We start from the raw sequence: 22,818 nt of genomic DNA on the forward strand, positions 1-22,818 counted from the left end.
TTATTTTATCCAATAAGTCATAGGGTTTGGGTATGCTTTGTCTTCTATCATATATTTAAAACCGATGGCAACACGAAGTATATACCAAACAGCGAGTATAACGTATAGTACTACTCCAATCATGATAAACGTAAATATAAAACATACAATCCACCCAAGAACCCCAATGCAAAAAGTACGAAATAAAAACACGTAATGACTAATTGCAAAGTTATCGCCTTTATCTTTGTTAAGATATGCAAAAAATACCCCGATTAACGGCAATATCGGAGCTACGATCCCGCATAAATATAATATATATACCACTATTAAATTTTTCTTACCACTCTCGGTATATTCTTTAAGATGCTTGTCCATATTTTTACCTCTTTATGTCGTTCCCATGTGGCGTTGTTGCATGGCTATCTGAGCTGTCATTGCGAGCAGCCGTAGGCTGCGTGGCAATCTCATAAAATAATAACAAACTCCCAAGATTACGTACGTACAATTGCTACGCAATTTCCTCGCAATGACGATACCAGAAAACTACCCCTTCAAACTCTCTACCACAAAATGCATAATACTGCCGTGCTTTATATAATTTATCTCATTATCCGTAAATATTTGCAATATTAAATCGATTGTTCTTATTGCACCGGTTTGTTTTTTTATCACGCATTTAACAGGATGATAAGAGCTTATATTCTCGCTTAAGCCTGTAATGTCAATAGTTTCTGAACCGTCTAACTTTAAATCTAATCTTGTATTATTGCCGGTAAAAGTTAGCGGTAAAATACCCATACCTACTAAATTTGAGCGATGTATTCGCTCAAAGCTCTCGGCAATCACTGCCTTTACACCAAGCAACCCAGGTCCTTTTGCTGCCCAGTCTCTAGATGAGCCGCTGCCATATTCTTTACCTGCAAAAATCACTACCGATACATCATGAGCTTTGTAGTCCATAGCTGCATCGTAGATAGTTTGCTGCGTGCCGTTTAACTGGTTTATGGTAAACCCGCCTTCTACACCTTTACACATCTCATTTTTTATACGAATATTAGCAAATGTGCCACGCATCATTACTTCATGATTTCCTCTACGTGATCCGTAAGAGTTGAAATCTAGAGGCTCTATATGATGGTCCGTTAAATATTTAGCAGCAGGGCTGGTTTTACTAATACTACCTGCCGGCGAAATATGATCGGTAGTAATAGAATCACCGAGAATTGCTAGAATTTTTGCAGATTTTATATCTTGTATATTATTCTTGCTGCCTATATCCTTAAAATAAGGCGGATTATTAATATAGGTACTATTCTTATTCCAGTTATAAGTAGAACTATTAGTAACCTGTAAATCTTTCCACTCTTTCGTTCCGCTAAATATATCAGAATATTTTTCTATAAACATAGAGGAATTAATTGAATTTGCAATAACTTCATCTATCTCTTCTTTGCTTGGCCAAAGATCTTTTAAATAAATATTTTCTCCTATGGGCATATTTGTTAGATCTATATTAAGAGTGCCGCTAAGTGCATATGCTACAACTAAAATAGGCGAGCCGAGATAGCTTGCTTTAGTAAGCGGATTAATGCGCCCTTCAAAATTCCTATTACCAGATAAAACAGAAGCAACAACTAGCCCGTTTTTATTAATAGTTTCCTCTATTTCTGGATTTAGAGGTCCGGAATTACCGATGCAAGTAGTGCAGCCGTAACCTACTAGATTAAACCCTAATTCATCTAAATATTTATCAAGACCACTAAGCTTCAAATATTCCGTTACGACTTTTGAACCAGGAGCAAGAGAAGTTTTAACCCAAGGTTTTACCTTTAACCCGTGTTCTAGTGCTTTTTTAGCAAGAAGTGCTGCACCAATCATAACCGAAGGATTAGAAGTATTAGTACAGCTAGTAATTGCTGCAATTACCACATCGCCGTTACCAATTTCGTAATTCTGATTTGCTACGGCATATTTTTTATCAATGTCTTTATTGTCTAAAGCAAAATTCGGTAATTCATATTTAAAATTACTTGCTACATCATTTAAGTTTACTCGATCTTGCGGACGTTTTGGACCGGCAAGTGAACCATGTACCATAGATAAATCTAGCTCTAAAACCTCAGTATATTCTACCGCATGTTCAAAATCATACCAAAGATTCTGCTCGGTTGCGTATTGCTCTACTAATCTGATTTGCGTTTTTTCTCTACCTGTTAGCTCTAGATATTTTATAGTTTCTTGATCAATCGGGAAAAAGCCGCAAGTAGCACCGTATTCAGGCGACATATTAGAAATAGTAGCACGATCGGCAATCATTAGGTTTTTAAGACCCTCACCGAAAAACTCGACAAATTTACCTACTACTTTCTTTTTCCGCAACATCTCGGTAACGGTTAAAACTAAATCGGTTGCGGTAGCTATACCTGTTAATTTTCCTGTTAGTTTTACCCCAATTACCTCCGGCAGAATCATAGTAAGAGGTTGACCTAGCATGGCAGCTTCTGCCTCTATTCCGCCGACTCCCCAACCAAGCACCGATAAACCGTTTACCATAGTTGTATGGCTATCCGTTCCAACTAAACTATCAGGATAAAGGGTGCCGTCTTTATGCCACACGACTTTTGCTAAATATTCTAAATTTACCTGATGACAAATACCCGTACCCGGCGGCACTACTTTAAAATTATTAAATGCTTGCTGCCCCCATTTAAGAAATGCATAACGCTCTATATTACGTTTCATTTCCATTTGAACATTTTTATTGAATGAATCCTTAGCTGCATAAGAATCAACGCTTACGGAATGGTCTATTACCAAATCAACAGGAATAAGCGGGTTAATTTTTAACGGATCACCTCCTATTTTCTTCATCGCATCACGCATAGCCGCCAAATCTACAATAGCAGGCACACCGGTAAAGTCCTGCATCAAAACTCTTGCCGGCATAAAATCTATTTCCGCATCAGATTTTTTAGTTTTTAGCCATTCTTTAAATACAAGTAAGCTTTGCTTTGAACCATTAGAACGTAATACATTCTCAAATAATACTCTTAAACTATATGGAAGCTTTTTTAAGGGAAGATCTATATCGCTTGCCGCTTTATTTATATCGTAAATTTTGTATGAAGTATTATCGACTGATAACTCTTGTATATATTCCGAATTATGTACTTTTGACATTTGTTTCTCACTTGATTATGTGGAATAAACATCGTCATTGCGAGCAGCCGTAGAACTGCGTGGCAATCTCAGGAAGTTTGACAAGATTGCCGCGTCGCTTCTCGCTCCTCGCAATGACGGAAAAAAGCCTTGCAATGACATTAAAATAACCTTATCCCAAAACGTAGATTTTTCAAACAAATTAATGTTGATCTGATAAAGTTTTTTGAAGATCGAGAAGCTTAGTTGCTATTTCCACTTCACTTAAATTCGTAACGTTAATAGCCGTTTCCGTAGCTATATTAATATAATTTGCCGTTACTTCGGTTACACCGCCGGAAATAAGATAAGTGTTTTCGGATTTATGCATATCATCTATATAAACCTGCACTAAACCGGCTTTTAAACTAACAATCATCGGAACGTGACTCGGCAGCACTCCAAACATCCCCTCCTCACCCGACATTGTTACCATTTTAGCTTGCTTTTCCAATGCAATACTTAAAGGAGTAATTATTTTGACTAGAATTGTTGCGTTCATAGAATAATATAGTAAAATTACTACGTCATTCCCGCCTACGCGGGAATGACATCAACGTCACTTCAACGTCTGCGCCTTCTCTATAGCCTCGTCTATAGTTCCGACCATATAAAAAGCAGCTTCCGGTAAATCATCGTATTTACCCTCTACAAGTCCTTTAAAGCCTGCGATAGTATCGGCTAGATTAACAAATTTGCCTGCAGCTCCGGTAAATACTTCAGCGACATGGAAAGGCTGCGATAAGAAACGCTGTATTTTTCTAGCACGTGCCACGGTTAGTTTATCTTCTTCGGATAGCTCATCCATACCTAAAATAGTGATAATATCCTGCAACGATTTATAAGTTTGTAAAACCTGCTGCACTTGTCTTGCTACACTATAATGTTCTTCACCGACAATCATCGGATCAAGTACCTGCGAATTACTATCTAACGGATCAACTGCCGGATAAATCCCAAACTCAGCTATCTGACGGCTAAGTACCGTTGTAGCATCTAAATGTGCAAAAGAAGTAGCAGGAGCAGGATCAGTTAAATCATCCGCCGGTACATATATAGCCTGCACGGAAGTTATTGAGCCGTACTTAGTAGAGGTGATACGCTCTTGTAGCTCACCCATATCGGTTGCAAGAGTAGGCTGATACCCTACCGCTGACGGAATCCTACCGAGTAACGCCGATACTTCAGAACCTGCTTGAGTAAAACGGAAAATATTATCTACAAAAAACAAAACATCTTGCCCTTCATTCATATCTCTAAAACTCTCTGCAATGGTCAGACCGCTTAACGCAACTCTTGCCCTTGCTCCCGGCGGCTCGTTCATTTGTCCATAAACTAAAGCTACTTTTGACTTTTCAGGCTCTGCAAGGTTAATAACACCCGAGTCAATCATTTCATGGTAAAGATCATTACCTTCTCTAGTTCTCTCACCAACTCCTGCAAATACCGTATAACCGCCGTGTGCTTTAGCTACGTTATTAATAAGCTCCATTATAAGCACGGTTTTACCGACTCCTGCACCACCGAATAGTCCTATTTTACCGCCTTTAGTATAAGGAGCAAGTAAATCAATAACTTTAATACCAGTTACTAATATATTACACTCGGTTGACTGATGGGTAAAATCAGGAGCAGGCTTATATATAGAAGAAATATTTGAGCTTTTAATGTCTCCTTTACCGTCAATCGGCTCACCTACAACATTCATAATACGCCCAAGCGTCTCAGTACCTACAGGAATACGAATAGGACTGCCTGTATCTATTACTTCTACGCCCCGCACTAACCCTTCCATAGAATCCATAGCAATACAACGCACTGTATCATCACCTATATGTTGTGCTACTTCCAGGACTATCCTTTGTTTATCGTTATAGCACTCTAGAGCATTTAAAATTTTCGGTAACTCACCGTTATTCGTAAATTTTACATCCACCACCGCTGAAATAATCTGAGTAATTTTTCCAATATTTTTTGTCATGATTTTTTCTTTTGTTAAAAAATATAATACAAATAAAATGAAGAACAGATAGACGCAGTTTAATGTGGAAAAGAGCAAGGCGTTTCATATTTTTTGACAGCGTATATACTAGTACGTGAGGATCAAAAAATATGAAACAACGACGCCAATTTTTCAAATTAAACGAGTATATCTAAACCACTTCTGAACCGGCTATAATCTCTATTAATTCCGTAGTAATAATAGCCTGTCTTGATCTATTTAGCTTTAAAACTAACTTGCTTATTAAATCATTAGCATTATTTGTTGCATTTTCCATAGCGGTCATTCTAGCTCCCTCCTCACTTGCTCTACTTTGTAGTAAAGCATAATTTATTTGGGAATTCACATATAAATTAATTAGATTAGAAATGAGACTTTCTCCCTCATATTCATAATTATAGTCAATTGATTTGGACTCGCCTACTATGTCACTCGTCGCTCTCCTATTATTTATAGGCTTCACTCCTCGTTCCTTGTATCCGAATCCGACTAAATTAACTATAGGATTATCTATCATAGAATCATCCTGATATTTTGCTACTGGTAAAATCTGTTGTCTAGTCATAATTTGAGTCATTGCGTTCTTAAATTTATTAAAATATATAACACAATTACTAACTTCTAGATTTTCTACTGCCGACATAATTTTTTGTTTTACTTGTAGCATCAGATTTTCATCATGAATTTTGGGTAACTCAAAATAACTATCAATATAATTTACATATTGCCTTTTTAGTGCTTCGTAACCTTTTTTTCCAATAATGATAAGCTTTATTTGTTCGCCTTTATTTTCTAACTCTTTAATATCATTCTTAACTTGCTTAATTATACTGTAATTAAACGTTCCGCATAAACCACGCTGTGATGTCATAACTATCAATAAATTTGCTTTATTTGGCACGGTATTAAAAAATTTCTGCTCTTCTATAGATAACTCATACATATCAATTGATAATATAGCAGACATCATTTTACTAACAGCCTCAATATAAAAATTTGAATTGGCTATTTGACTCTTTATTTTTGCCATTTTAGAAGCTGATACTAGTTGCATTGCTTTAGTAATCTTTTGTGTAGATTTAACGCTTTTAATTCTAGTTCTTAACTGCTTTAAATTTGACATATTTATTTAGTATTTTTATGTCATTGCGAGGAACGAAGCTTTGTTGCAATCTCATCAAATATCCTGAGATTGCCACGCTCCTTTCAGTCACTCGCAATGACGATTTAGTATCCACACAAAAACAACATCATCTTATTTAACAAATTCCTTAACGAAATTTTCTAAAAATGCTTTCAGTTTCTGCTCGGTTTCTTCGGTTATACGTTGCTCGTTTTTTATTGATTCCAAAATATCTTTTTTATTTAACCTTATCTCCGTAAGCATTTTATCTTCAAATTCTTTTACTTTCTGAAGCGGGACATCATTTAAATATTTCTTAGTTCCGACATAAATACTTACTATTTGTTCTTCTACCGGAAAAGGATGATATTGAGCTTGTTTTAATATCTCAACTAATCTTTTACCGTGATCGATTTGTGCTTTAGTGGCAGGGTCTAAATCTGATCCAAATTGCGAGAAAGACTCAAGCTCTCTAAATTGAGCAAGCTCTAGCTTTACCGAACCTGCTACCTGCTTCATAGCCTTTATTTGTGCTGCAGAACCAACACGACTTACCGAAATACCGACATTAACGGCAGGTCTTACGCCTTTATAAAATAGCTCACTTTCTAAGAAAATTTGACCGTCGGTAATCGAAATAACATTTGTTGGGATATATGCGGATACGTCACCTGCCTGCGTTTCGATTATAGGAAGAGCAGTAAGTGAACCGCTGCCTTTTTCCTCTGACATTTTAGCAGCACGCTCAAGCAACCTTGAATGCAGGTAGAACACGTCGCCGGGATAGGCTTCTCGCCCGGGAGGTCTTCTAAGTAATAATGAGATTTGTCTATATGCAACGGCATGCTTACTTAAATCATCATAAATAATAAGTGCGTGCATGCCGTTATCACGAAAATATTCGCCCATACTACAGGCAGAATAAGGGGCAATGAATTGAAGAGCTGCAGCTTCCGAAGCAGTAGCCGAAACAATAAGTGTATAGTCCATGGCTCCGGCATCTTCTAGTTTTTTTACTATTTGTGCAACACTTGATCTTTTCTGCCCAATAGCTACATAAATACAATAAATTTTATCACTTTCATTAGTAAGTGAATGAGCTTGTTTTTGATTAATAATAGTATCAACGGCTATAGCCGTTTTTCCAGTTTGCCTATCACCGATTATTAACTCTCTTTGTCCTCTACCTATTGGGATTAACGAATCTATAGCCTTTATTCCGGTTTGTACGGGTTCACTCACGCTCGTTCTTTCTATTATCCCCGGAGCCTTCATCTCGATATGTCTGTACTCTTTACTTGCAATATCGCCTTTGCCGTCAATAGGATTACCTAGAGCATCAACAACACGACCAAGCAAAGCTTTTCCTACCGGTACTTCTAAAACTGCTTTAGTTCTTTTGACATTATCACCTTGCTGTACTTGGTTATCATCCCCCATAATTACAGCACCAACACTATCGTTTTCCAAGTTTAAAACAAGGCCCTTAACACCGGATTTAAATTCTACTACTTCACCGGATTTTACATTAGCAAGACCGTAAATTTGGGCTATACCGTCACCGACGGTTATTACCTGCCCTACTTCCTCAAGCTCACTTAAGCAATTAATATTAGCTATTTCCTTTTGTAATATTTCAGCTACTTCAATAGGCTTTAGTTTCATGTGGTTTATGTCTCCTAATTTTCTTGTCATTGCGAACGAGCATTGCCCGTGTGGATACCGAGTCGTCATTGCGAGCAGCCGTAGGCCTCATGGCAATCTTATAAAATATCCTGAGACTGCTTTGTCAATTACTTCGTAATTTCCTCGCAATGACTATATAAATATCTATACAGCAATATTAACTATCTTTAAAGCTTTCTTTATTTTCTCTAAACTACCTTTTATTGAGTAATCTTGCAACATACTATCATATTTAATTATAATACCGCCAATAATAGTATTATCTATATCAAATAATATTTCTGTTGTTTGATTTAATTCTTTTTCTATACGAGATTTAATCCACTCCTGCTCTTTAGGTTGTAATTTATTTGCAGAAATAACCTGAACTATCTTTATGTTTTTACTTTCATATAGTAAAGTATTATAAGCATCTACTATATTAGATAAAATAGCAGTACGAGAATTTTTTACCAATAACAATAAAAAATTTTGTACTATTGTGCTAATTTTGATATTTTTTGCTAATGAATTGACTGCGTTAATTTTGTCGTTCTTATTTACTATAGGAGAAAATAGGAACTCTCTAATATCAAAATTATCGGTAATTATACGGTTTATAGAAGTAATTTCTTCAAAGATCTTATCTTGTATATTATCAACCATAGCGTTATTTAATAACGCTACTGCATAATTCTTGATTAAATTACCTTTGTTCATTTTCTTAATTTATATCTCCGAAGTAAAATGAAACGTATATACGAAGATCAACTTCAACAAGAGCAAGGAGTCTATAAGGCAAGGAGCGGAGCATATACTTAATACGTGAGCACCACAGCTCTTATAAGACGACGTAGCCAATTTTTGAAGTTCATCAAGTATTATATATGTATTGCCCTATCATAAGCAGAGAATACTGATTCATGCATCATTTCCGATAAAGTCGGATGCGGGAAGATAGTGTTAATTAAATCCAACTCCGTTCCTTCTAAATTTTTTGAAACCACATATCCTTGTATTAATTCCGTAACTTCCGAACCTATCATATGAGCTCCAAGCAACTCACCCGTCTTAGCATCAAATATAGTTTTAATTAAGCCATCGCTATCACCGCTTACTAAAGCCTTACCGTTAGCTATAAAAGGAAATCTGCCTATTTTAAGTTCATAACCTAAGGTTGTTGCTGCTTCTTCAGTCAAACCGACGCTTGCTATTTGCGGCGAAGAATAAGTGCAACCAGGAATATTATGTTTATTAATAGTATGCGGTTTTAAGCCCGCTATGCTTTCCGCTGCAATAATACCTTCATGGCTTGCTTTATGAGCTAAACAAGGCACTCCTGCTACATCGCCTATAGCATAAATTCCTGATGCCGCAGTTTGCATTAACCCGTTAGTAGTTATATAGCCGTTTTCTACTTTAATTTTTGTTTTCTCAAGACCTAAATTTTCCGTATTAGCTGTAATACCTACTGCCATAAGTAAAATTTCAGCTTGTAATTTTTGTGTTTTATCTGCTAACTCTAACTCAACTTCTATCTTATCTTTTGATTTTGTTTGCTTAATTAACTTAGCATTTGTAATAATTTTTATACCTTTCTTCTCAAAGTTCTTACGAGCGATTCCGCTAATTTCCATATCTTCAGCAGGCAATATTCTATTATGAGCCTCAATTACGGTAACATCCACACCAATACTATTATAAAACGAAGCGAATTCTATACCGATTGCACCTGAGCCGACAATAATCATAGATTTCGGCACATGCTGCGGTATCATAGCTTCTTTAGAAGTCCAAATTTGTTTACCGTCAGGCTTAAAGCCTTTTAAAACCCTAGATCTTGCGCCGGTAGCTATAATAATATTTCCTGCTTTTACTATAGGTTTATCATTTATATTTATTACCTTATTTCCTGCAAGACTTGCTACTCCGTCTATCACGGTCACTTTGTTTTTTTTCAGTAGTAACTTAACACCGCCTGCAAGCTTATTTGAAATCTCTCTTGAGCGTTCGACTATTTTCTTAATGTTGATTTCAGCACCTTTAGCATCAATTCCATAATCTTTAGCATGTTTTATATATTCAAAAACCTCAGCAGATTTAAGCAGGGATTTAGTCGGTATACACCCCCAATTAAGACATACCCCACCCAAATGCTCTTTTTCTATTAATACAACTTTTTTCTTTAATTGTGCTGCTCTAATTGCTGCAACATATCCACCTGGACCACCGCCTATAACGGCTACATCATATTGTTCCATTTTATTTTTATTTTGTTAGTTTGTTATGCACATTAACGTCATTGCGAGGAGATGCACAGCATCGACGCAGCAATCTCAGGAATCATACACTATCTCCTGAGATTGCTACGCTCCTTTCAGTCGCTTGCAATGACGAAAATGGAAATGACACTAGAGTATACTACTCTTCAGCATCCATCTATTCTTTTCATGCACCTTAATTCGTCCAATAATCATATCGGCTGTACCCTCATCGCCCTCTGCTTGTGCTACTTTGAGTCCCTTATATAATGTATCTCTAATAATATCTTGATCTTTTGTTAGACTTTTCAGCATTTCATTTGCCGTTGCGTTTAGATTTGCCTCATCTATAGATGCAAGTTTTATTAAATCTGATAATGCGGGAACTTTAGCATTTAAACTTCTTATTCTTTCAGCAAGCTCATCTAAACTTTCAGCTAAATCTTCATACTGCCCCTCAAATAATAAATGTAGACTTCTAAACTCTGCTCCTTCTACATTCTAATGATAATTTTGTGTTTTAAAATATAAAGCATAGCTATCTGCTAAAATGTGTTCTAAAGCTTTTACTACTTGCATAATACCCTTAAATTTCTATGAACTTTTTGACTTTATAACATTTCTTTAGATACTTCAAGTGATATTGAAATTTATATAATTTCACCTAATTGCAATGATTATATATTAATTATTAATTTTTGTTAATAATTTCTTGACTATCAAATAAGTACTGCTGATTATGCCCTTCAATTTTAAAAATCCAAAGGAATAGCAAAATGATACATCAATTAACTTCATTTTTAACCACTGTGGCAAGAATTACTACAACAGCAAGAGCAACAATTGGAGATCAAGAATATAATATGCTTCAAATAGGATATAACGGAGAAAATTATTATATAGATCCTACTACAAAAAATTTAATTGTATCGAATTGTCCTAAAAACAATATGGCAGCGATGGAGTATAGCAAAAGAATTGAATTATTAAATAACGATATCATGAACCTAATATTTAGAGGGTTTTTCAAAATAAAGAAAGCGTTAACTAACTATAGACGAGGCTATTATTACCGCAGTTAATGATAATGGAGACGATATACGAGATTATATATTAATAAAAAAAAACAAGGTGATAATACTTTTATGTATGAGGCAGCATTGATGAAAATATGTCAAGAAAAATTTCGTTATTATTTTGATCCACAAAATTATACTAAAATTTAAAACCCTACTATTGAGTATATACTTAATACTGCAGCAACTAATAACCCTACTACTATAGGTTATAGTAAAGGATGCAAAATATTTGAGGTACTTAAAGGAAATAATTTAAATGGAATTTCTTCAGAAATAAAGGATTTAATATCTAACCAGATATCTAGCACTACTCAAGGTACTAACACAATAGAAAACTTATTAGAACTCATAACAAAAGACTTATCTGAAATAGCAGCTAATCCGATTAATAACACAATAACAAGCTCTACTGCCGAAATTTCTGAATCAATCTTTTCCGATAACACCGAAAGTTAGACTAAAACGGGAATAAATTTAATTAATAACACCGTAGCAAACCTTACTAATACTGTTTTCAATACAACTTACAACTCTCAAGAAAATATGTTTGACGAGAGTGATAACGATAATTCCTTGATTGCTCAACATATAAGCATTGGCACAGCTGTAGTTGCCTCCATAGCTGTTATAATAGGTGTAGGGGTAACTTGGTATGTTAGAAATAAAAACGCAACAAACGCTAAATTAAAACAATATATTGATGAAATTGAAGCTGAAAAACTTGCTGCTGAAATTAATGAAGATGTTACTACTGAAAATAACACTCTACTTGATAATGATCATACTGTGGTAGATATGACCAGAGTCTCCTATGAAGAAGAAGGTACTTTAGTATAGATAACCTAGAGTATTGCTTTTTAATCAACAACCAATAGCAAATTCACTGTTGGTTGTTCCTCGAAAATAAAAATTGAGATTTATTTCAATTCTTGATTTATCAATTCTTTTAGCTTTTCTTTCGCTGCTTCTTTAGAACGTTGCCCTGCATAAGAATCATAATTTTTATTATTTTCAATGAAATGTACAAAGAAAACTGTTCTGTCATTTTTTTGTAGCCAACCTATAAACCATCCGATTTTACGATCCTTTAACTTTACAGTTCTATCTTGGCTAAGTTTATTACCACTGCCTGTTTTACCGTAACGCTTCCAACAATCTACAAAATCTTCAATAAACAAAATATTTTTAGTCATTTCTTGGGCTTGAACACTTACAGGCAATTTATTCTCTGCTAGTTTCTGAAGAAAAGCTAATTGTTCTTACGGTGAAATTTCTAAAGAACTAGAAAGCCATGAATTAGTTAAACCGTTATTCCTTCCTTTATCTCCTCCTGAAATATCACGATTACCATAATCACATTATGTTACATAATCACGAAATTTTTCCATACCTAATTCTTTAGTAATAATCTGAGAATACCAAACACAGCTATTCTTCATCCAATCTTTAGGTGTTTGGGATTGTTTCCAAACTTCAAGATAGTCAGCATATCCTTCTTTAACAGGTAATTTTGGATGAGTTTCATCAATTAAAAACCCATCATCATAACCCATTAAACTTATAGCAATTTTAAATGTTGAGCATGGAGCATAACGAGACTCACAATTACCTTCTTGTTTTATAATTTTCATTAACTAAAAAACAATCCGCTTGAATTATAAAAGTTATAGTAAGTGATATTAGGGCAGTGAGATATAAAATAATTTTTTTCATAGGTTCAAATAAAAATAGGTGGTTTTGTTGCATGACATAGAGAACAGGGAATGACATCGGCTTAAACTAATTATACAATTTAGTAAATTTCCTGCGATTGATCTTCCTTACTCGGTACATAATCAAAAATATCATTATTATCTTGATTATCAATCATATCTTCATTCTCAAGCATCTGAACATTATTTACTTTAAATGCTTCTATAACAGTACCGCCTGGTGTAATTTTACCAGTTGCGCTATCTACGGCGATTAGCTTAATTGAATCTGGAACTTTGAAAGGCAGCGATGGCTTATCCTTATAAGCATTACTCATAAAATCAATAAAAATCGGTAATACTACGTTTGAGCCTGTTGCTCTTTTTCCAAGCTCTTTCGGTGTATCATAACCCACATAACTGCCGACTACTATTTTGGGTGTAAAACCTACAAACCATGTATCTTTACTATCGTTACTAGTACCGGTTTTTCCACCGATAATTTTCCCTAACTTCTTCGCAGCATAACCGGTACCTCTATCTATTGCTCCGGTTAAAAACGAAGTAATTTGATAATCACTAGCTTCATCCGTAACTCTATAGATATATTCTTTCGGTATTTCTAATATTGCGGTATCTAAATTACTATCCGAAACATTACAAGCAAGACATTCTCTATCATCTCGCCTATAAATAATTTTACCGTTACGATCTTTAATTAATTCTACAAAATGAGGCTCAACTTTTTTACCGCCGTTAGCAATAATTGCATAAGCATTAGTCATTCTGCTAAGTGTGGTTTCAATGGAACCAAGTACCATAGAGTAAACTTTTTTTGGTTCATTATTAATACCGAAACGCTTAATTATATCAACGATTTTTGTAAGTCCTACGGCAGTTGCAACTCTTACGGTTATAAGATTACGAGATTTTTCAAGACCAGTACGCATAGTGATTTCACCTAAAAACTTACCCTCATAATTTTTAGGACGCCAACTAGGCATCCCTGGACCTTGCGAAATCTCAATAGGTCCATCATTAAAAATCTGATTCGGCTTAACACCGTTTTCAAGAGCTGCTAAATAAACAAAGGTTTTACTCAAAGAACCGGGTTGACGCAGTGCTTGAGTTACTCTATCAAATTTACTTGTGGAAAAATCATAACCGCCGACGCTTGCAAGTACCTGTCCGGTATTTGGGTTCATAACCATAATAGCACCGTTTACTTCAGGAATCTGACGAAGAGCATACCCCTCTTTTATAGCCTCAACCACTATCACATCACCTTTTTTAAGCAAGGTCTTAACTGATTTAAAATTACTTCTTGCCCATTTCATTTCAGCAATAGGCATCTTAGATTTGCTGCCGTCTATAAGTCCAATCTCTACATGATTATCGGCTACATCTAGAACTACAGCTAATTTATACTCTAAAAGCGATGGAGGAGTCGGTAGTTTTTTTAGCTCTCCTTGCCAATTATCAAGAGAAATATTAGCTATAGGCTTTCTAAAACCACACCTTCTATCAAACTCCCTTAGACCTTTTCTTAGAGAGTTTTCAGCTAATTGCTGCATCTTTGCATCTAAAGAAGTAATGATAGTAAGACCTCCGGTATAAAATACTTCCTTACTATTTAACATCCTAATTACTTCTTCTCTGACCTGTGCAGCATAATAATCTGCCGTAACAGTTTCTTCCTTAGCTCGTTTACGTAAAACTATCGGGCTATCCATAGCTTCTTTCGCAGCGTCTCTTGTTATATAACCATCTTCAAACATACGTGTTATTACGTAATCACGACGAGCTTTTACTCTAGCATAATTTCTCTCAGGATTAAGTTCGGAAGGAGCTTTAGGCAGTGCCGCAATAAAAGCTGATTCTGCAATAGTAAGTTCCTCTACGGATTTATTAAAATAATTTTGTGCAGCTACCGCAACACCGTATGCACCACGACCAAAAAATGTTTGATTAAGATATAATTCTAAAATTTGATCCTTAGTAAATACTCTTGAAATCATATAAGAAAGAATCGCTTCTTTAATCTTACGTTCAAGAGAAACTTCGTTAGTTAGCAGAAAATTTTTAACCACTTGCTGAGTAATGGTAGACGCTCCTTCCATACGCCTATGATGTAAATAATTAGATATGTTTAAAAATGCCGCTCTAACTATTCCAAACAAATCAACGCCGGGATGGTTATAGAAATTCTTATCCTCAGCTGCAATAAAACTTTCTATTAGCGAACTCGGTACGCTATTAATCGGTACAAATACACGACGTTCAAAAGCGTACTCCTCCATTAATTTGCCGTCACGGGAATAAATACGCGTTACCGACGGCGGATAATAACGTGCAAGCTGTGAGTAATCAGGCAAATCACGTGAATAGTGGTATATTATATAAGCAGTAATCCCGCAACCTACTAAAATAAGGAAGACAAAAATTTTTAAACAAAAAAGAAGAGATTTATACATGACTTATAATATTTCGCCGGTTAAACTATTAAGTGAAGCCTTAGTAATTTTTACATCACTGATTTTACCAAGTAAAGATTTATTAGGGTTTTGGATATATACGGACTGCATGTATGGAGTTTTACCTATTATCTGGTCGTCGAATTTACCATTGCGATCAAATAGAACTTTCATAGTACTACCAACACAACTTGTATTAAAAGCTAGTTGCTGAGCCATGAGTTCTTGTTGTAATATAGTTAATCTCTCTGATTTTATATGTTCAGGTATTTGGTCGGTTCTAGTTGCACCAGGTGTGCCGGGACGTGGGCTATATTTAAACGAATAACACTGACCGTATTTTACTCTACGGACCAAATCTAATGTATCCTCAAAATCTTCATCTGTTTCACCGGGAAACCCGACAATAAAATCAGAGGATAAAACTATATCAGGCCTTGCTTCTCTTAAGCGATTAATTATATCAAAATAATATTCCCGATCATGTTTGCGGTTCATGGCTTTTAATATTTTATTTGAACCTGACTGCACCGGTAGATGTAGAAACGGCATTAATTTAGGTTCGGTGCCGTACAGCTTTATTAGATCATTATTCATATCTATCGGGTGTGAGGTGGTATAACGTAATCTCTCTAAATTGGGAATTTGTGCTAGATGTTTGAGTAAATCGGCTAGACTAAATATTTTATCTGCAGGACCTTTACCGTGATATGCATTGACATTTTGTCCAAGTAACATAATTTCTTTAGCACCGCTACTAACTACTTTTAGTGCTTCTCTGTAAACCTGCTCTACATTTCTTGAAAATTCAGCACCTCTAGTATAAGGTACTACGCAGAAAGTACAAAATTTATCGCACCCTTCCTGTACCGATATAAAGGCACTTGTTCCTTGCGGATATAATTGCTCAGGTAGCTGATCAAATTTTGCTTCTTCAACAAAATCAAGATCGATTAAGTGCTTTTCGTGTCTAACGACTTTTGAGATTAATTCCGGTAGGTTATAATAAGATTGCGGACCGACAACAATATCAACATAAGGAGTTCTTGTAAAAATCTCCTCCCCTTCCGCCTGTGCAACACAACCGGCTACAACTATTATTGCAGAACTTAAACCTTGTTTTGTTCTTGTATCTTGTAGTTTCTTAATACGACCGAGTTCAGAATAAGTTTTCTCAGCTGCTTTCTCTCTGATATGACAAGTATTTAGAATAATAACATCTGCTTCTTCAATATTTTCAGTAGGTTCATAGCCAAAGGGATAAAGCAAATCCTGCATCTTAACAGAATCATAAACATTCATCTGACATCCGTAGGTTTTAATATAAAGCTTCTTACTCATAATTTTATATATATATATCTTTAAACTAAAAGCCTAGTATACGAAGATCAAATTCAAAAAGAGCGAGGAGTTCACAAAGCAAGATGAGCTGCGTATAACGTAATACGCGAGAACCGAAGCTCTTGTAGAACGACTCAGCCAATTTTTGCAGTTCATCGAATATACTAAAGTTTTATATTATACTATATTTATATCAATCTTTAAACTAAAACCTTGATGGGCATTGCTCAATAACTATAGATATCTTTAAAAGCCCCGTCATTGCGAGGAAAAACTGCAAGTTTTGACGAAGCAATCCAGTTAAAAATGCTAATATTTAGATTTTTATTATTTTTGCTAGATTGCTACGCTCCTTGCAGTCGCTTGCAATGACGACTCGGTATCCACGCAGGTAATGCTGAGTTAGGAATGACACTCAATCCTTACGGATTAATTCTTGCTGTGCAGATTCTTGCGGTGATTTCTTTTAATTTTTCTATTCTTTCAATAAGACAAAACAGCTGTTCTTTAGTAATTTTATAGTTTTTATCATATCTTGCATCAACATAAGCTTTTTCAAGAAACTCAAAACACTTTTTTTGTTCTTCGGTTAATTGAAGAAATACACTCCATAATTCATTGTCATAATTTCCTGCCATGCTACCTAGTTCTTGTAAATTATGTAATTTAGGTTTGTAGTTTGAGGAAACTAATAAAATAGTACTGTAAAGACTTTCCGTAGCTTGATGAAGGGCAAAGGCTGATAAAAAGCATACTACAAATCGCTTAAATAAGTAGTTGCCCCTTTTAAAAAACCTTTACCTCTACCAATCGCTCCAAGATAAATCTTTAGCCTCGCTAAGTATAAATTCACCGCTATCATATAAAAGAATACCTTCTTTTTTTATATCGGTATAAAAATAACGTCCTTTTTCTAACTGCCTACTTATTTCCTCTATTGACTCTAGAATTATCGATATTCTTGAATCATACGGAATAATTTGCTTAGGGTTTATTATTCCTGTGTTTTCTAATCTTATATATTTATATTATCTTTTAATCTTAAAGCAGTGTATCCTTTATATTTACCTTTTTTCAGAATTATCAAAATATCAGTATTGCTATGATAGCCGTAAGGTAGATCATGTACCCAATCGCCTCTAGCAAAAGAGCCGTACAAGATAATCATAGCGATTTTTCCTGTGCAATATCTAAAATCTGCTGCACTATAAAATTAAGCCTTGCTCTAATTTTAAGAGAACGTTCGGGTAAGGTGGTTTTTATTTAAATATCTATACTTTATATTTTTCTGCTTTTAGCTTTTTTATTTCTTCTATTGTAAGCTTAGTATATCGTGCTATTTTCTCTATAGGTTCATTCTCTATTAGCATTTCTTTTGCAGTTTCAATTTTCTCTTTTTCTATGCCCTTCTCCATCCCGGCATTACACTTTTCTTCAAACTTGTCTATTTCTTGTTATATAGCCATTTCAGCTCTAAAATAATCATTATGCTCTTGTTCTGTCCATTTATATTGCTCTAAACTTGCATATACCGATAACACAATTTCATTTTTAATCTCTTTTGGCGGTTCTTGTTCTTGCGAAGCATATTTTAATAAATACAACCATTCATCGGTATCATCTTTAAGATCATTTTTTTAAACTTCCCTAGTTCAATAAATACATAATAATGAAAACAAATATTATTTATGTATATTGCTTTCTTTTATATGATGATAGCTAATATACGGCAATTCATCAGGCAAAGCTTTTGCTCCTATGATAGAAATTATTACTACCGGTAATAAATCCTCATGTTTCATACCCTTCTTAATTTGACTAACGTAGGTATAACAACCGTAAAGCTGCGTTCTATTAAGATAATCTTTCTCCATTTTACGCTGCATCTCGATTATATACCATCTACCGGTTTCATCTTTAACTTTTATATCGAACAAACTTCTTTGCCCTTCAAGAAATACAGGTAACTGTTCAGTAGTTATATAGCTTAAATCTATGATTCTATCTCCTTGCGATAACCTAAGAAGAGAATTCAATAAATTTATTAATTTTACTTTATCGCTAAATAGTTTTTTAAATGCGACATCATTTGTACCGTCTAAATATCTTTGGATAAATAATTATATCTTTGGTAAGTTTTTATACATAGCAAATTAACTTCAGGCAGTAAATTACTTTTACAATTTATTATCGGTACTAGGCTTCTTGCATCACCTATCTTATAAAGAGGAACTTGAAGGAAACACGGAACACAGCACTGCAGCGTACATAAAAGTACGTGAGGATGCGAGTACCGGATTGACGTACAAATTACCTTTAGAAGGAGGTTATGCAAGAAGCCTATTAATACCTATCATTATCATCATACACTCCCCAAATTACTTTCTTGGAAATCCAACCTGTGTAATCCTTACATGTAATTTGGCAGAATTGTTCTTTACATTTTTTTAAACTACAACGAACTTTTGGCATTAATTTTGCTATAACTCGGCTTTTATGGTCTGCGGATTTGGTAAGTTCTATTTCCTTATCAGAAGTAATAACTACTGATCTTTTACCTGATAAAACGCTTGAATGTATCCAACCGCCTTCGCCGTTAATGTCACGTACTTGTCGCCATTGCTTGTACTCTGCAGTTATTTCTACCGGTTCGCCTTTTTTAACAAAAACCCATTCTACGGCAGATTTAGTAGTTGGTCCGCTCCTTGCATTTACTTCATTAGATTTTATTGAAACAAATCTCGGAATAGGCAATTTTTTATTATCGGCATTAATTGTTGTTGATAATATTACAATAATTAAAGTAATAAGAATTTTAATCATTATCTTCCACTTCAGATAAAGCATCCTCTTTTTTTGCTATTATATAATTACCAAGCCTAAATTGTACTTTTATTCTATTAATTTCCTGCTCACTAATACCTATATTTTTTAGGACTGTTCCACCTATTTGTAATCCAGTCTCATAACTTTCTGGAATAATAGTTGTGGCACCTAAATCATAAAACTCTCTAGCATTTTTTAAATTTTTTAACTTAACGACAACCGGTATATCCTGATAATTACCACTAATTGTTTTAAGCGATTTCTTGATAGTTACTTGATTATTCATAGTAAGTATTATAGCGAATGCTCTTTCCGTACCTAATGCCTTTAGAGTATCGGCTTGCGATACATCACCTTTAAAAACCGGCAAACCGTTTGATAGCTCTTCTTTTACTCTATCATCATCTAAATCAAGTATTACGTAACTTATACCTTCCGCTTCCAAAACTCTTGCTACCATTTTACCGGTATTACCGAGTCCGGCAATAATAATATGGTTTGTTAAATCTCTTGCCCCAAGCTCAATCATTTGAGTCGGAGTTTTACCAAGTCCTTTATCAACTTTCTCAGCAATCTTTTGCCCTAAAGCTGCGAGTAATGGAGTAAGTGCCATAGTAAAAGTAACTACGAGTAATAATATATCGGCAGTACTTTCTTCTAATACTCCACTATCTTTACCTAAACTGAATAATATAAAACCAAACTCTCCACCTTGCGATAATAATAAGCCTGAATAAAAAGCAACTCCTTTATTAAAACCGAATAAAATACAAAAAGCCGTTATGATTAAGGTTTTTATACCTATTAAAGCAATAGATAAAGTAAGAATATGAGATATTTTTTCATACATTTCTAGGGCATCGATATTCATACCCACGGTCATGAAAAACAATCCTAAAAATAAACTTTTGAAAGGATAAATACTTTCCTCTGCCTGCAATCTAAATTCAGTTTCTGCAACTAATACTCCGGCAACAAATGCTCCTAGAGCTAAAGATAAACCAAATGTTTCGGTAGCCCAAGCAGCAGAAAGTACTATTAACAAAGTCATCGAAATAGGTAACTCACTTGCATTATTACTTTCTGATGAAATGAATGAAAATACAGGACGAAGAAAAACACGACCGACAATAAATATTGTAAGTAAGGCCGTTACGGCTTTTAAGAGTGCAATACCAAGAGCCGCTGCAAGCGAGGCTTTATTGTTACCGGCAAGTAACGGAACTATCACAAGCAATGGCACTACGGCCAAATCTTGTAGTAACAGAATAGCTAAAGAAACTCTTCCTATTTGCGTTGATTGACTACGATTTTCCTCAATAACCTGCATAACAAGTGCTGTAGATGAAAGGGCCAGACCACCGCCGGTAATAATAGCCGCACTACTATTGCCGTCTATAAGCACCATTGCACCGGCAATTACTATAGCGGTTGTTAAAACTTGCAAACTACCGAGACCAAATACATATCGTCTCATAGCTTTTAATCGCTCGAAGGATAACTCAAGTCCTATCGCAAATAATAGAAATACTACACCAAGTTCACCTAGTAACTTAGTTTGGTCATATGTTACGATTTTTAAACCGTGATCACCTATTGCAGCTCCGGCAATTAAGTAACCAAGTACCGGACTTAATCTAAGACGCTTAAGTATAGCCACGATAAAAACCGCAGTACCGAGTAAAATTATAACGTTAATAAGAATATGATCGTTCATCTTTTCCAAATTTCTTCTAACTTAAAATGCTCCCGTACTTCAGGATAAAAAATATTAATTAAAATAGTACCTGCATCTATTAGTACCCATTCTGATTTACCAAGCCCCTCAATATTACTATTTATACCAGCATTATTTTTTAATTCTAAAGCTACATATTCAGCAATTGCTCCAACATTTTTAGTCGAACGACCGCTAGCAAATATAATATAATCGGCTAATTTATGTTTTTCTGTTAAATCAATTACCTCAATATCTTCTGCTTTTTTCTCACTTAAACATTCTAAGATAAATAATTTTAATTCTTCAGTTTCTTTTTTCATAATAATTAATAGAATGACATAATAATATTAATTATTATATGCATAAGAGTCGATTTTATCAATGAATGTTTAAAATTCTATAATAAAAATTCATATAAAGCTTTACTTTAAGCAAAAAAACTTTAATTAATACTTAAATTAATATTGATAAAATAATGGCAATATCTGTAGAAGAGTTAGAAAAAATACTTAAAGAATCATTTCCGAACAGTACAATGAAAATTACTGATTTAGTAGGAGATCAAGACCATTATGCCTTAGAAATATCAGATGTTCAATTTAATGGACTTTCTTTAATTAATCAACATAAATTAGTAAAAAACGTCCTGTCTGAAATATTAAATAAAAAACTACATGCAATTACCATAAAAACTATCGCAGTTCCCGAAAAATAATTACAAATATTAATATGATAATCCTTGTATAAATTCAACTTATTATTTAATTTTATGCAAACAGCTGATTATATAGTAATCCGCTATTCGGTGTGTAATTAAGAATAAGGATTTTAAAATCCTTATTCTTAATTGATGCGGGTTTTTAGAAATTTACTTTAAATCTTAGCGTACCGGACTGGGCATGGTATTTTTTAGCTAAGTTCAGACTGTAATGCACTCCGTGCTCCATTCTACCCTTCTTAATTACTGCACCTGCCCCTAAATCATATAGCATTTTAGTAGGTTTAGGTGCCAGTACCAGTAGAGGCTCATTAAGACCGTTAAGATCTGCAACGATTGCCGGTGTTTTACCTTTGAAATCGTAATTAATAAAGGCATGAATTTGCGGTCTAATTATGAATTCATCCTTATAGTAGGTTGTCTTAATTTCACCGCCGAGTATACCTTCAACCTTGTTATATTGACGTTTCTGAATAGTTAGGTTTTGGAAAGAAATACCATATTCCTGATAACCGGAATCTTTAATCTTAGTAAGCCTGATTCCTGCCATCGGTGCAAATGCAGTTTCTTTCCATAGATAATTATAACCCCCAACTACTTGACCACTATAAGAAGTTGAATTATATTTACCGTGTGCTGTTTCATAACCGCCTATAATATTACGTAGTTCATTAGTTTTAATATCACTTCGTGCATAGGTGGTTACGCCTTCTATAAATAGGTTATTATAAAGCTATA

At 34.5% G+C, this 22,818-nt stretch carries 25 protein-coding genes and 1 pseudogene; 4 read left to right on the top strand and 22 right to left on the bottom strand.

Annotated features, from left to right (window positions below; genetic code table 11):
• The 9 genes and pseudogenes from RC_RS06095 to RC_RS06135 all read right to left on the bottom strand — a co-directional run bounded on the left by RC_RS06095 (window position 1) and on the right by RC_RS06135 (window position 10,810).
• On the bottom strand, window positions 1–357 hold the full coding sequence (locus tag RC_RS06095) for a DUF4870 family protein (protein ID WP_010977797.1): 357 nt from the start codon (window positions 355–357) through the stop codon (window positions 1–3).
• A 168-nt stretch (window positions 358–525) separates the two neighbouring features.
• Entirely contained in the window at window positions 526–3,162 is a 2,637-nt protein-coding gene (gene acnA / locus RC_RS06100) for an aconitate hydratase AcnA (protein WP_010977798.1), read from the bottom strand.
• Window positions 3,163–3,343: 181 nt separating this feature from the next.
• Window positions 3,344–3,682 carry a F0F1 ATP synthase subunit epsilon gene (locus tag RC_RS06105; RefSeq protein ID WP_010977799.1) on the bottom strand — a complete coding sequence of 113 codons (339 nt, stop codon included), beginning with the start codon at window positions 3,680–3,682 and terminating at the stop codon, window positions 3,344–3,346.
• Between the two features lie 57 nt (window positions 3,683–3,739).
• Window positions 3,740–5,161, bottom strand: a complete 1,422-nt coding sequence (atpD, locus tag RC_RS06110) for a F0F1 ATP synthase subunit beta (protein ID WP_041471750.1) — start codon at window positions 5,159–5,161, stop codon at window positions 3,740–3,742.
• 172 nt (window positions 5,162–5,333) lie between these two features.
• Entirely contained in the window at window positions 5,334–6,305 is a 972-nt protein-coding gene (atpG, locus tag RC_RS06115; protein WP_010977801.1) for an ATP synthase F1 subunit gamma, read from the bottom strand.
• Window positions 6,306–6,437: 132 nt separating this feature from the next.
• Window positions 6,438–7,970: a F0F1 ATP synthase subunit alpha gene (atpA, locus tag RC_RS06120; protein WP_010977802.1), complete on the bottom strand. Its 1,533-nt coding sequence runs from the start codon at window positions 7,968–7,970 to the stop codon at window positions 6,438–6,440.
• A 165-nt stretch (window positions 7,971–8,135) separates the two neighbouring features.
• The gene (gene atpH / locus RC_RS06125) at window positions 8,136–8,690 is read right to left on the bottom strand and encodes an ATP synthase F1 subunit delta (protein ID WP_010977803.1); all 555 of its coding nucleotides are present in this window, start codon (window positions 8,688–8,690) and stop codon (window positions 8,136–8,138) included.
• A 161-nt stretch (window positions 8,691–8,851) separates the two neighbouring features.
• Window positions 8,852–10,231, bottom strand: a complete 1,380-nt coding sequence (lpdA, locus tag RC_RS06130; protein WP_010977804.1) for a dihydrolipoyl dehydrogenase — start codon at window positions 10,229–10,231, stop codon at window positions 8,852–8,854.
• Window positions 10,232–10,381: 150 nt separating this feature from the next.
• Window positions 10,382–10,810 (bottom strand): annotated as a pseudogene (locus RC_RS06135) (Dps family protein).
• Window positions 10,811–11,007: 197 nt separating this feature from the next.
• Between RC_RS06135 and RC_RS06140 the strand changes: the two are divergent.
• Entirely contained in the window at window positions 11,008–11,313 is a 306-nt protein-coding gene (locus tag RC_RS06140) for a hypothetical protein (protein WP_010977805.1), read from the top strand.
• Between the two features lie 308 nt (window positions 11,314–11,621).
• Here RC_RS06140 and RC_RS10885 read toward each other — a convergent pair whose 3' ends face one another.
• On the bottom strand, window positions 11,622–11,756 hold the full coding sequence (locus RC_RS10885) for a hypothetical protein (RefSeq protein ID WP_016830976.1): 135 nt from the start codon (window positions 11,754–11,756) through the stop codon (window positions 11,622–11,624).
• Window positions 11,757–11,853: 97 nt separating this feature from the next.
• On the opposite strand from RC_RS10885, the gene RC_RS06145 reads away from it, so the two are divergent.
• Entirely contained in the window at window positions 11,854–12,147 is a 294-nt protein-coding gene (locus RC_RS06145; protein WP_010977806.1) for a hypothetical protein, read from the top strand.
• Between the two features lie 80 nt (window positions 12,148–12,227).
• Here RC_RS06145 and RC_RS10555 read toward each other — a convergent pair whose 3' ends face one another.
• From RC_RS10555 to RC_RS09315, 5 genes are all read right to left on the bottom strand, one after another.
• Window positions 12,228–12,503 carry a penicillin-binding transpeptidase domain-containing protein gene (locus RC_RS10555; RefSeq protein ID WP_016830978.1) on the bottom strand — a complete coding sequence of 92 codons (276 nt, stop codon included), beginning with the start codon at window positions 12,501–12,503 and terminating at the stop codon, window positions 12,228–12,230.
• Between the two features lie 165 nt (window positions 12,504–12,668).
• Entirely contained in the window at window positions 12,669–12,941 is a 273-nt protein-coding gene (locus RC_RS10560; protein ID WP_010977808.1) for a penicillin-binding transpeptidase domain-containing protein, read from the bottom strand.
• A 161-nt stretch (window positions 12,942–13,102) separates the two neighbouring features.
• Window positions 13,103–15,475, bottom strand: coding sequence for a penicillin-binding protein 1A (locus RC_RS06160; RefSeq protein ID WP_010977809.1), 2,373 nt, complete (start codon window positions 15,473–15,475; stop codon window positions 13,103–13,105).
• 3 nt (window positions 15,476–15,478) lie between these two features.
• Window positions 15,479–16,816: a tRNA (N6-isopentenyl adenosine(37)-C2)-methylthiotransferase MiaB gene (gene miaB, locus RC_RS06165; RefSeq protein WP_010977810.1), complete on the bottom strand. Its 1,338-nt coding sequence runs from the start codon at window positions 16,814–16,816 to the stop codon at window positions 15,479–15,481.
• Window positions 16,817–17,238: 422 nt separating this feature from the next.
• Window positions 17,239–17,514, bottom strand: coding sequence for a HEPN domain-containing protein (locus RC_RS09315; RefSeq protein WP_100206912.1), 276 nt, complete (start codon window positions 17,512–17,514; stop codon window positions 17,239–17,241).
• Between the two features lie 425 nt (window positions 17,515–17,939).
• Here RC_RS09315 and RC_RS10565 point away from each other — a divergent pair, with 425 nt between their 5' ends.
• On the top strand, window positions 17,940–18,083 hold the full coding sequence (locus RC_RS10565) for a hypothetical protein (protein WP_233417447.1): 144 nt from the start codon (window positions 17,940–17,942) through the stop codon (window positions 18,081–18,083).
• 4 nt (window positions 18,084–18,087) lie between these two features.
• On the opposite strand, the gene RC_RS10570 is transcribed toward RC_RS10565, so the two are convergent.
• The 6 genes from RC_RS10570 to rsfS form a co-directional block, all read right to left on the bottom strand.
• A complete protein-coding gene (locus RC_RS10570; protein WP_014014833.1) occupies window positions 18,088–18,231 on the bottom strand; it encodes a hypothetical protein in 144 nt (47 codons plus the stop codon).
• 39 nt (window positions 18,232–18,270) lie between these two features.
• The gene (locus RC_RS10575) at window positions 18,271–18,420 is read right to left on the bottom strand and encodes a hypothetical protein (RefSeq protein WP_233417448.1); all 150 of its coding nucleotides are present in this window, start codon (window positions 18,418–18,420) and stop codon (window positions 18,271–18,273) included.
• Between the two features lie 78 nt (window positions 18,421–18,498).
• Entirely contained in the window at window positions 18,499–18,930 is a 432-nt protein-coding gene (locus tag RC_RS10580; RefSeq protein ID WP_071597822.1) for an Rpn family recombination-promoting nuclease/putative transposase, read from the bottom strand.
• A 229-nt stretch (window positions 18,931–19,159) separates the two neighbouring features.
• Window positions 19,160–19,639: an SH3 domain-containing protein gene (locus RC_RS06180; protein ID WP_004997294.1), complete on the bottom strand. Its 480-nt coding sequence runs from the start codon at window positions 19,637–19,639 to the stop codon at window positions 19,160–19,162.
• Window positions 19,632–21,359 carry a monovalent cation:proton antiporter-2 (CPA2) family protein gene (locus tag RC_RS06185; protein ID WP_016830982.1) on the bottom strand — a complete coding sequence of 576 codons (1,728 nt, stop codon included), beginning with the start codon at window positions 21,357–21,359 and terminating at the stop codon, window positions 19,632–19,634. Before RC_RS06185 ends, RC_RS06180 begins: the two co-directional genes overlap by 8 nt.
• On the bottom strand, window positions 21,356–21,682 hold the full coding sequence (gene rsfS, locus RC_RS06190; RefSeq protein ID WP_010977817.1) for a ribosome silencing factor: 327 nt from the start codon (window positions 21,680–21,682) through the stop codon (window positions 21,356–21,358). The genes RC_RS06185 and rsfS overlap by 4 nt, the downstream gene beginning before the upstream one ends.
• Before the next feature lie 155 nt (window positions 21,683–21,837).
• Here rsfS and RC_RS06195 point away from each other — a divergent pair, with 155 nt between their 5' ends.
• On the top strand, window positions 21,838–22,077 hold the full coding sequence (locus RC_RS06195; protein WP_004997285.1) for a BolA/IbaG family iron-sulfur metabolism protein: 240 nt from the start codon (window positions 21,838–21,840) through the stop codon (window positions 22,075–22,077).
• A gap of 145 nt (window positions 22,078–22,222) precedes the next feature.
• On the opposite strand, the gene RC_RS06200 is transcribed toward RC_RS06195, so the two are convergent.
• On the bottom strand, window positions 22,223–22,795 hold the full coding sequence (locus RC_RS06200) for an autotransporter outer membrane beta-barrel domain-containing protein (protein WP_324602844.1): 573 nt from the start codon (window positions 22,793–22,795) through the stop codon (window positions 22,223–22,225).
• Window positions 22,796–22,818: the final 23 nt, after the last annotated feature.

It is taken from the genome of Rickettsia conorii str. Malish 7 (genome assembly GCF_000007025.1).
GTDB classification, from domain to species: Bacteria; Pseudomonadota; Alphaproteobacteria; order Rickettsiales; family Rickettsiaceae; genus Rickettsia; species Rickettsia rickettsii.

What these genes read in the sequence shown, in the direction of transcription:
- RC_RS06095 (WP_010977797.1), bottom strand. Translation starts at nt 357, where the DNA reads ATGGACAAGCATCTTAAAGAATATACCGAGAGTGGTAAGAAAAATTTA.
- acnA (WP_010977798.1), bottom strand. Translation starts at nt 3,162, where the DNA reads ATGTCAAAAGTACATAATTCGGAATATATACAAGAGTTATCAGTCGAT.
- RC_RS06105 (WP_010977799.1), bottom strand. Translation starts at nt 3,682, where the DNA reads ATGAACGCAACAATTCTAGTCAAAATAATTACTCCTTTAAGTATTGCA.
- atpD (WP_041471750.1), bottom strand. Translation starts at nt 5,161, where the DNA reads ATGACAAAAAATATTGGAAAAATTACTCAGATTATTTCAGCGGTGGTG.
- atpG (WP_010977801.1), bottom strand. Translation starts at nt 6,305, where the DNA reads ATGTCAAATTTAAAGCAGTTAAGAACTAGAATTAAAAGCGTTAAATCT.
- atpA (WP_010977802.1), bottom strand. Translation starts at nt 7,970, where the DNA reads ATGAAACTAAAGCCTATTGAAGTAGCTGAAATATTACAAAAGGAAATA.
- atpH (WP_010977803.1), bottom strand. Translation starts at nt 8,690, where the DNA reads ATGAACAAAGGTAATTTAATCAAGAATTATGCAGTAGCGTTATTAAAT.
- lpdA (WP_010977804.1), bottom strand. Translation starts at nt 10,231, where the DNA reads ATGGAACAATATGATGTAGCCGTTATAGGCGGTGGTCCAGGTGGATAT.
- RC_RS06140 (WP_010977805.1), top strand. Translation starts at nt 11,008, where the DNA reads ATGATACATCAATTAACTTCATTTTTAACCACTGTGGCAAGAATTACT.
- RC_RS06145 (WP_010977806.1), top strand. Translation starts at nt 11,854, where the DNA reads ATGTTTGACGAGAGTGATAACGATAATTCCTTGATTGCTCAACATATA.
- RC_RS10555 (WP_016830978.1), bottom strand. Translation starts at nt 12,503, where the DNA reads ATGACTAAAAATATTTTGTTTATTGAAGATTTTGTAGATTGTTGGAAG.
- RC_RS10560 (WP_010977808.1), bottom strand. Translation starts at nt 12,941, where the DNA reads ATGAAAATTATAAAACAAGAAGGTAATTGTGAGTCTCGTTATGCTCCA.
- RC_RS06160 (WP_010977809.1), bottom strand. Translation starts at nt 15,475, where the DNA reads ATGTATAAATCTCTTCTTTTTTGTTTAAAAATTTTTGTCTTCCTTATT.
- miaB (WP_010977810.1), bottom strand. Translation starts at nt 16,816, where the DNA reads ATGAGTAAGAAGCTTTATATTAAAACCTACGGATGTCAGATGAATGTT.
- RC_RS10565 (WP_233417447.1), top strand. Translation starts at nt 17,940, where the DNA reads ATGTACCCAATCGCCTCTAGCAAAAGAGCCGTACAAGATAATCATAGC.
- RC_RS10570 (WP_014014833.1), bottom strand. Translation starts at nt 18,231, where the DNA reads ATGGAGAAGGGCATAGAAAAAGAGAAAATTGAAACTGCAAAAGAAATG.
- RC_RS06180 (WP_004997294.1), bottom strand. Translation starts at nt 19,639, where the DNA reads ATGATTAAAATTCTTATTACTTTAATTATTGTAATATTATCAACAACA.
- RC_RS06185 (WP_016830982.1), bottom strand. Translation starts at nt 21,359, where the DNA reads ATGAACGATCATATTCTTATTAACGTTATAATTTTACTCGGTACTGCG.
- rsfS (WP_010977817.1), bottom strand. Translation starts at nt 21,682, where the DNA reads ATGAAAAAAGAAACTGAAGAATTAAAATTATTTATCTTAGAATGTTTA.
- RC_RS06195 (WP_004997285.1), top strand. Translation starts at nt 21,838, where the DNA reads ATGGCAATATCTGTAGAAGAGTTAGAAAAAATACTTAAAGAATCATTT.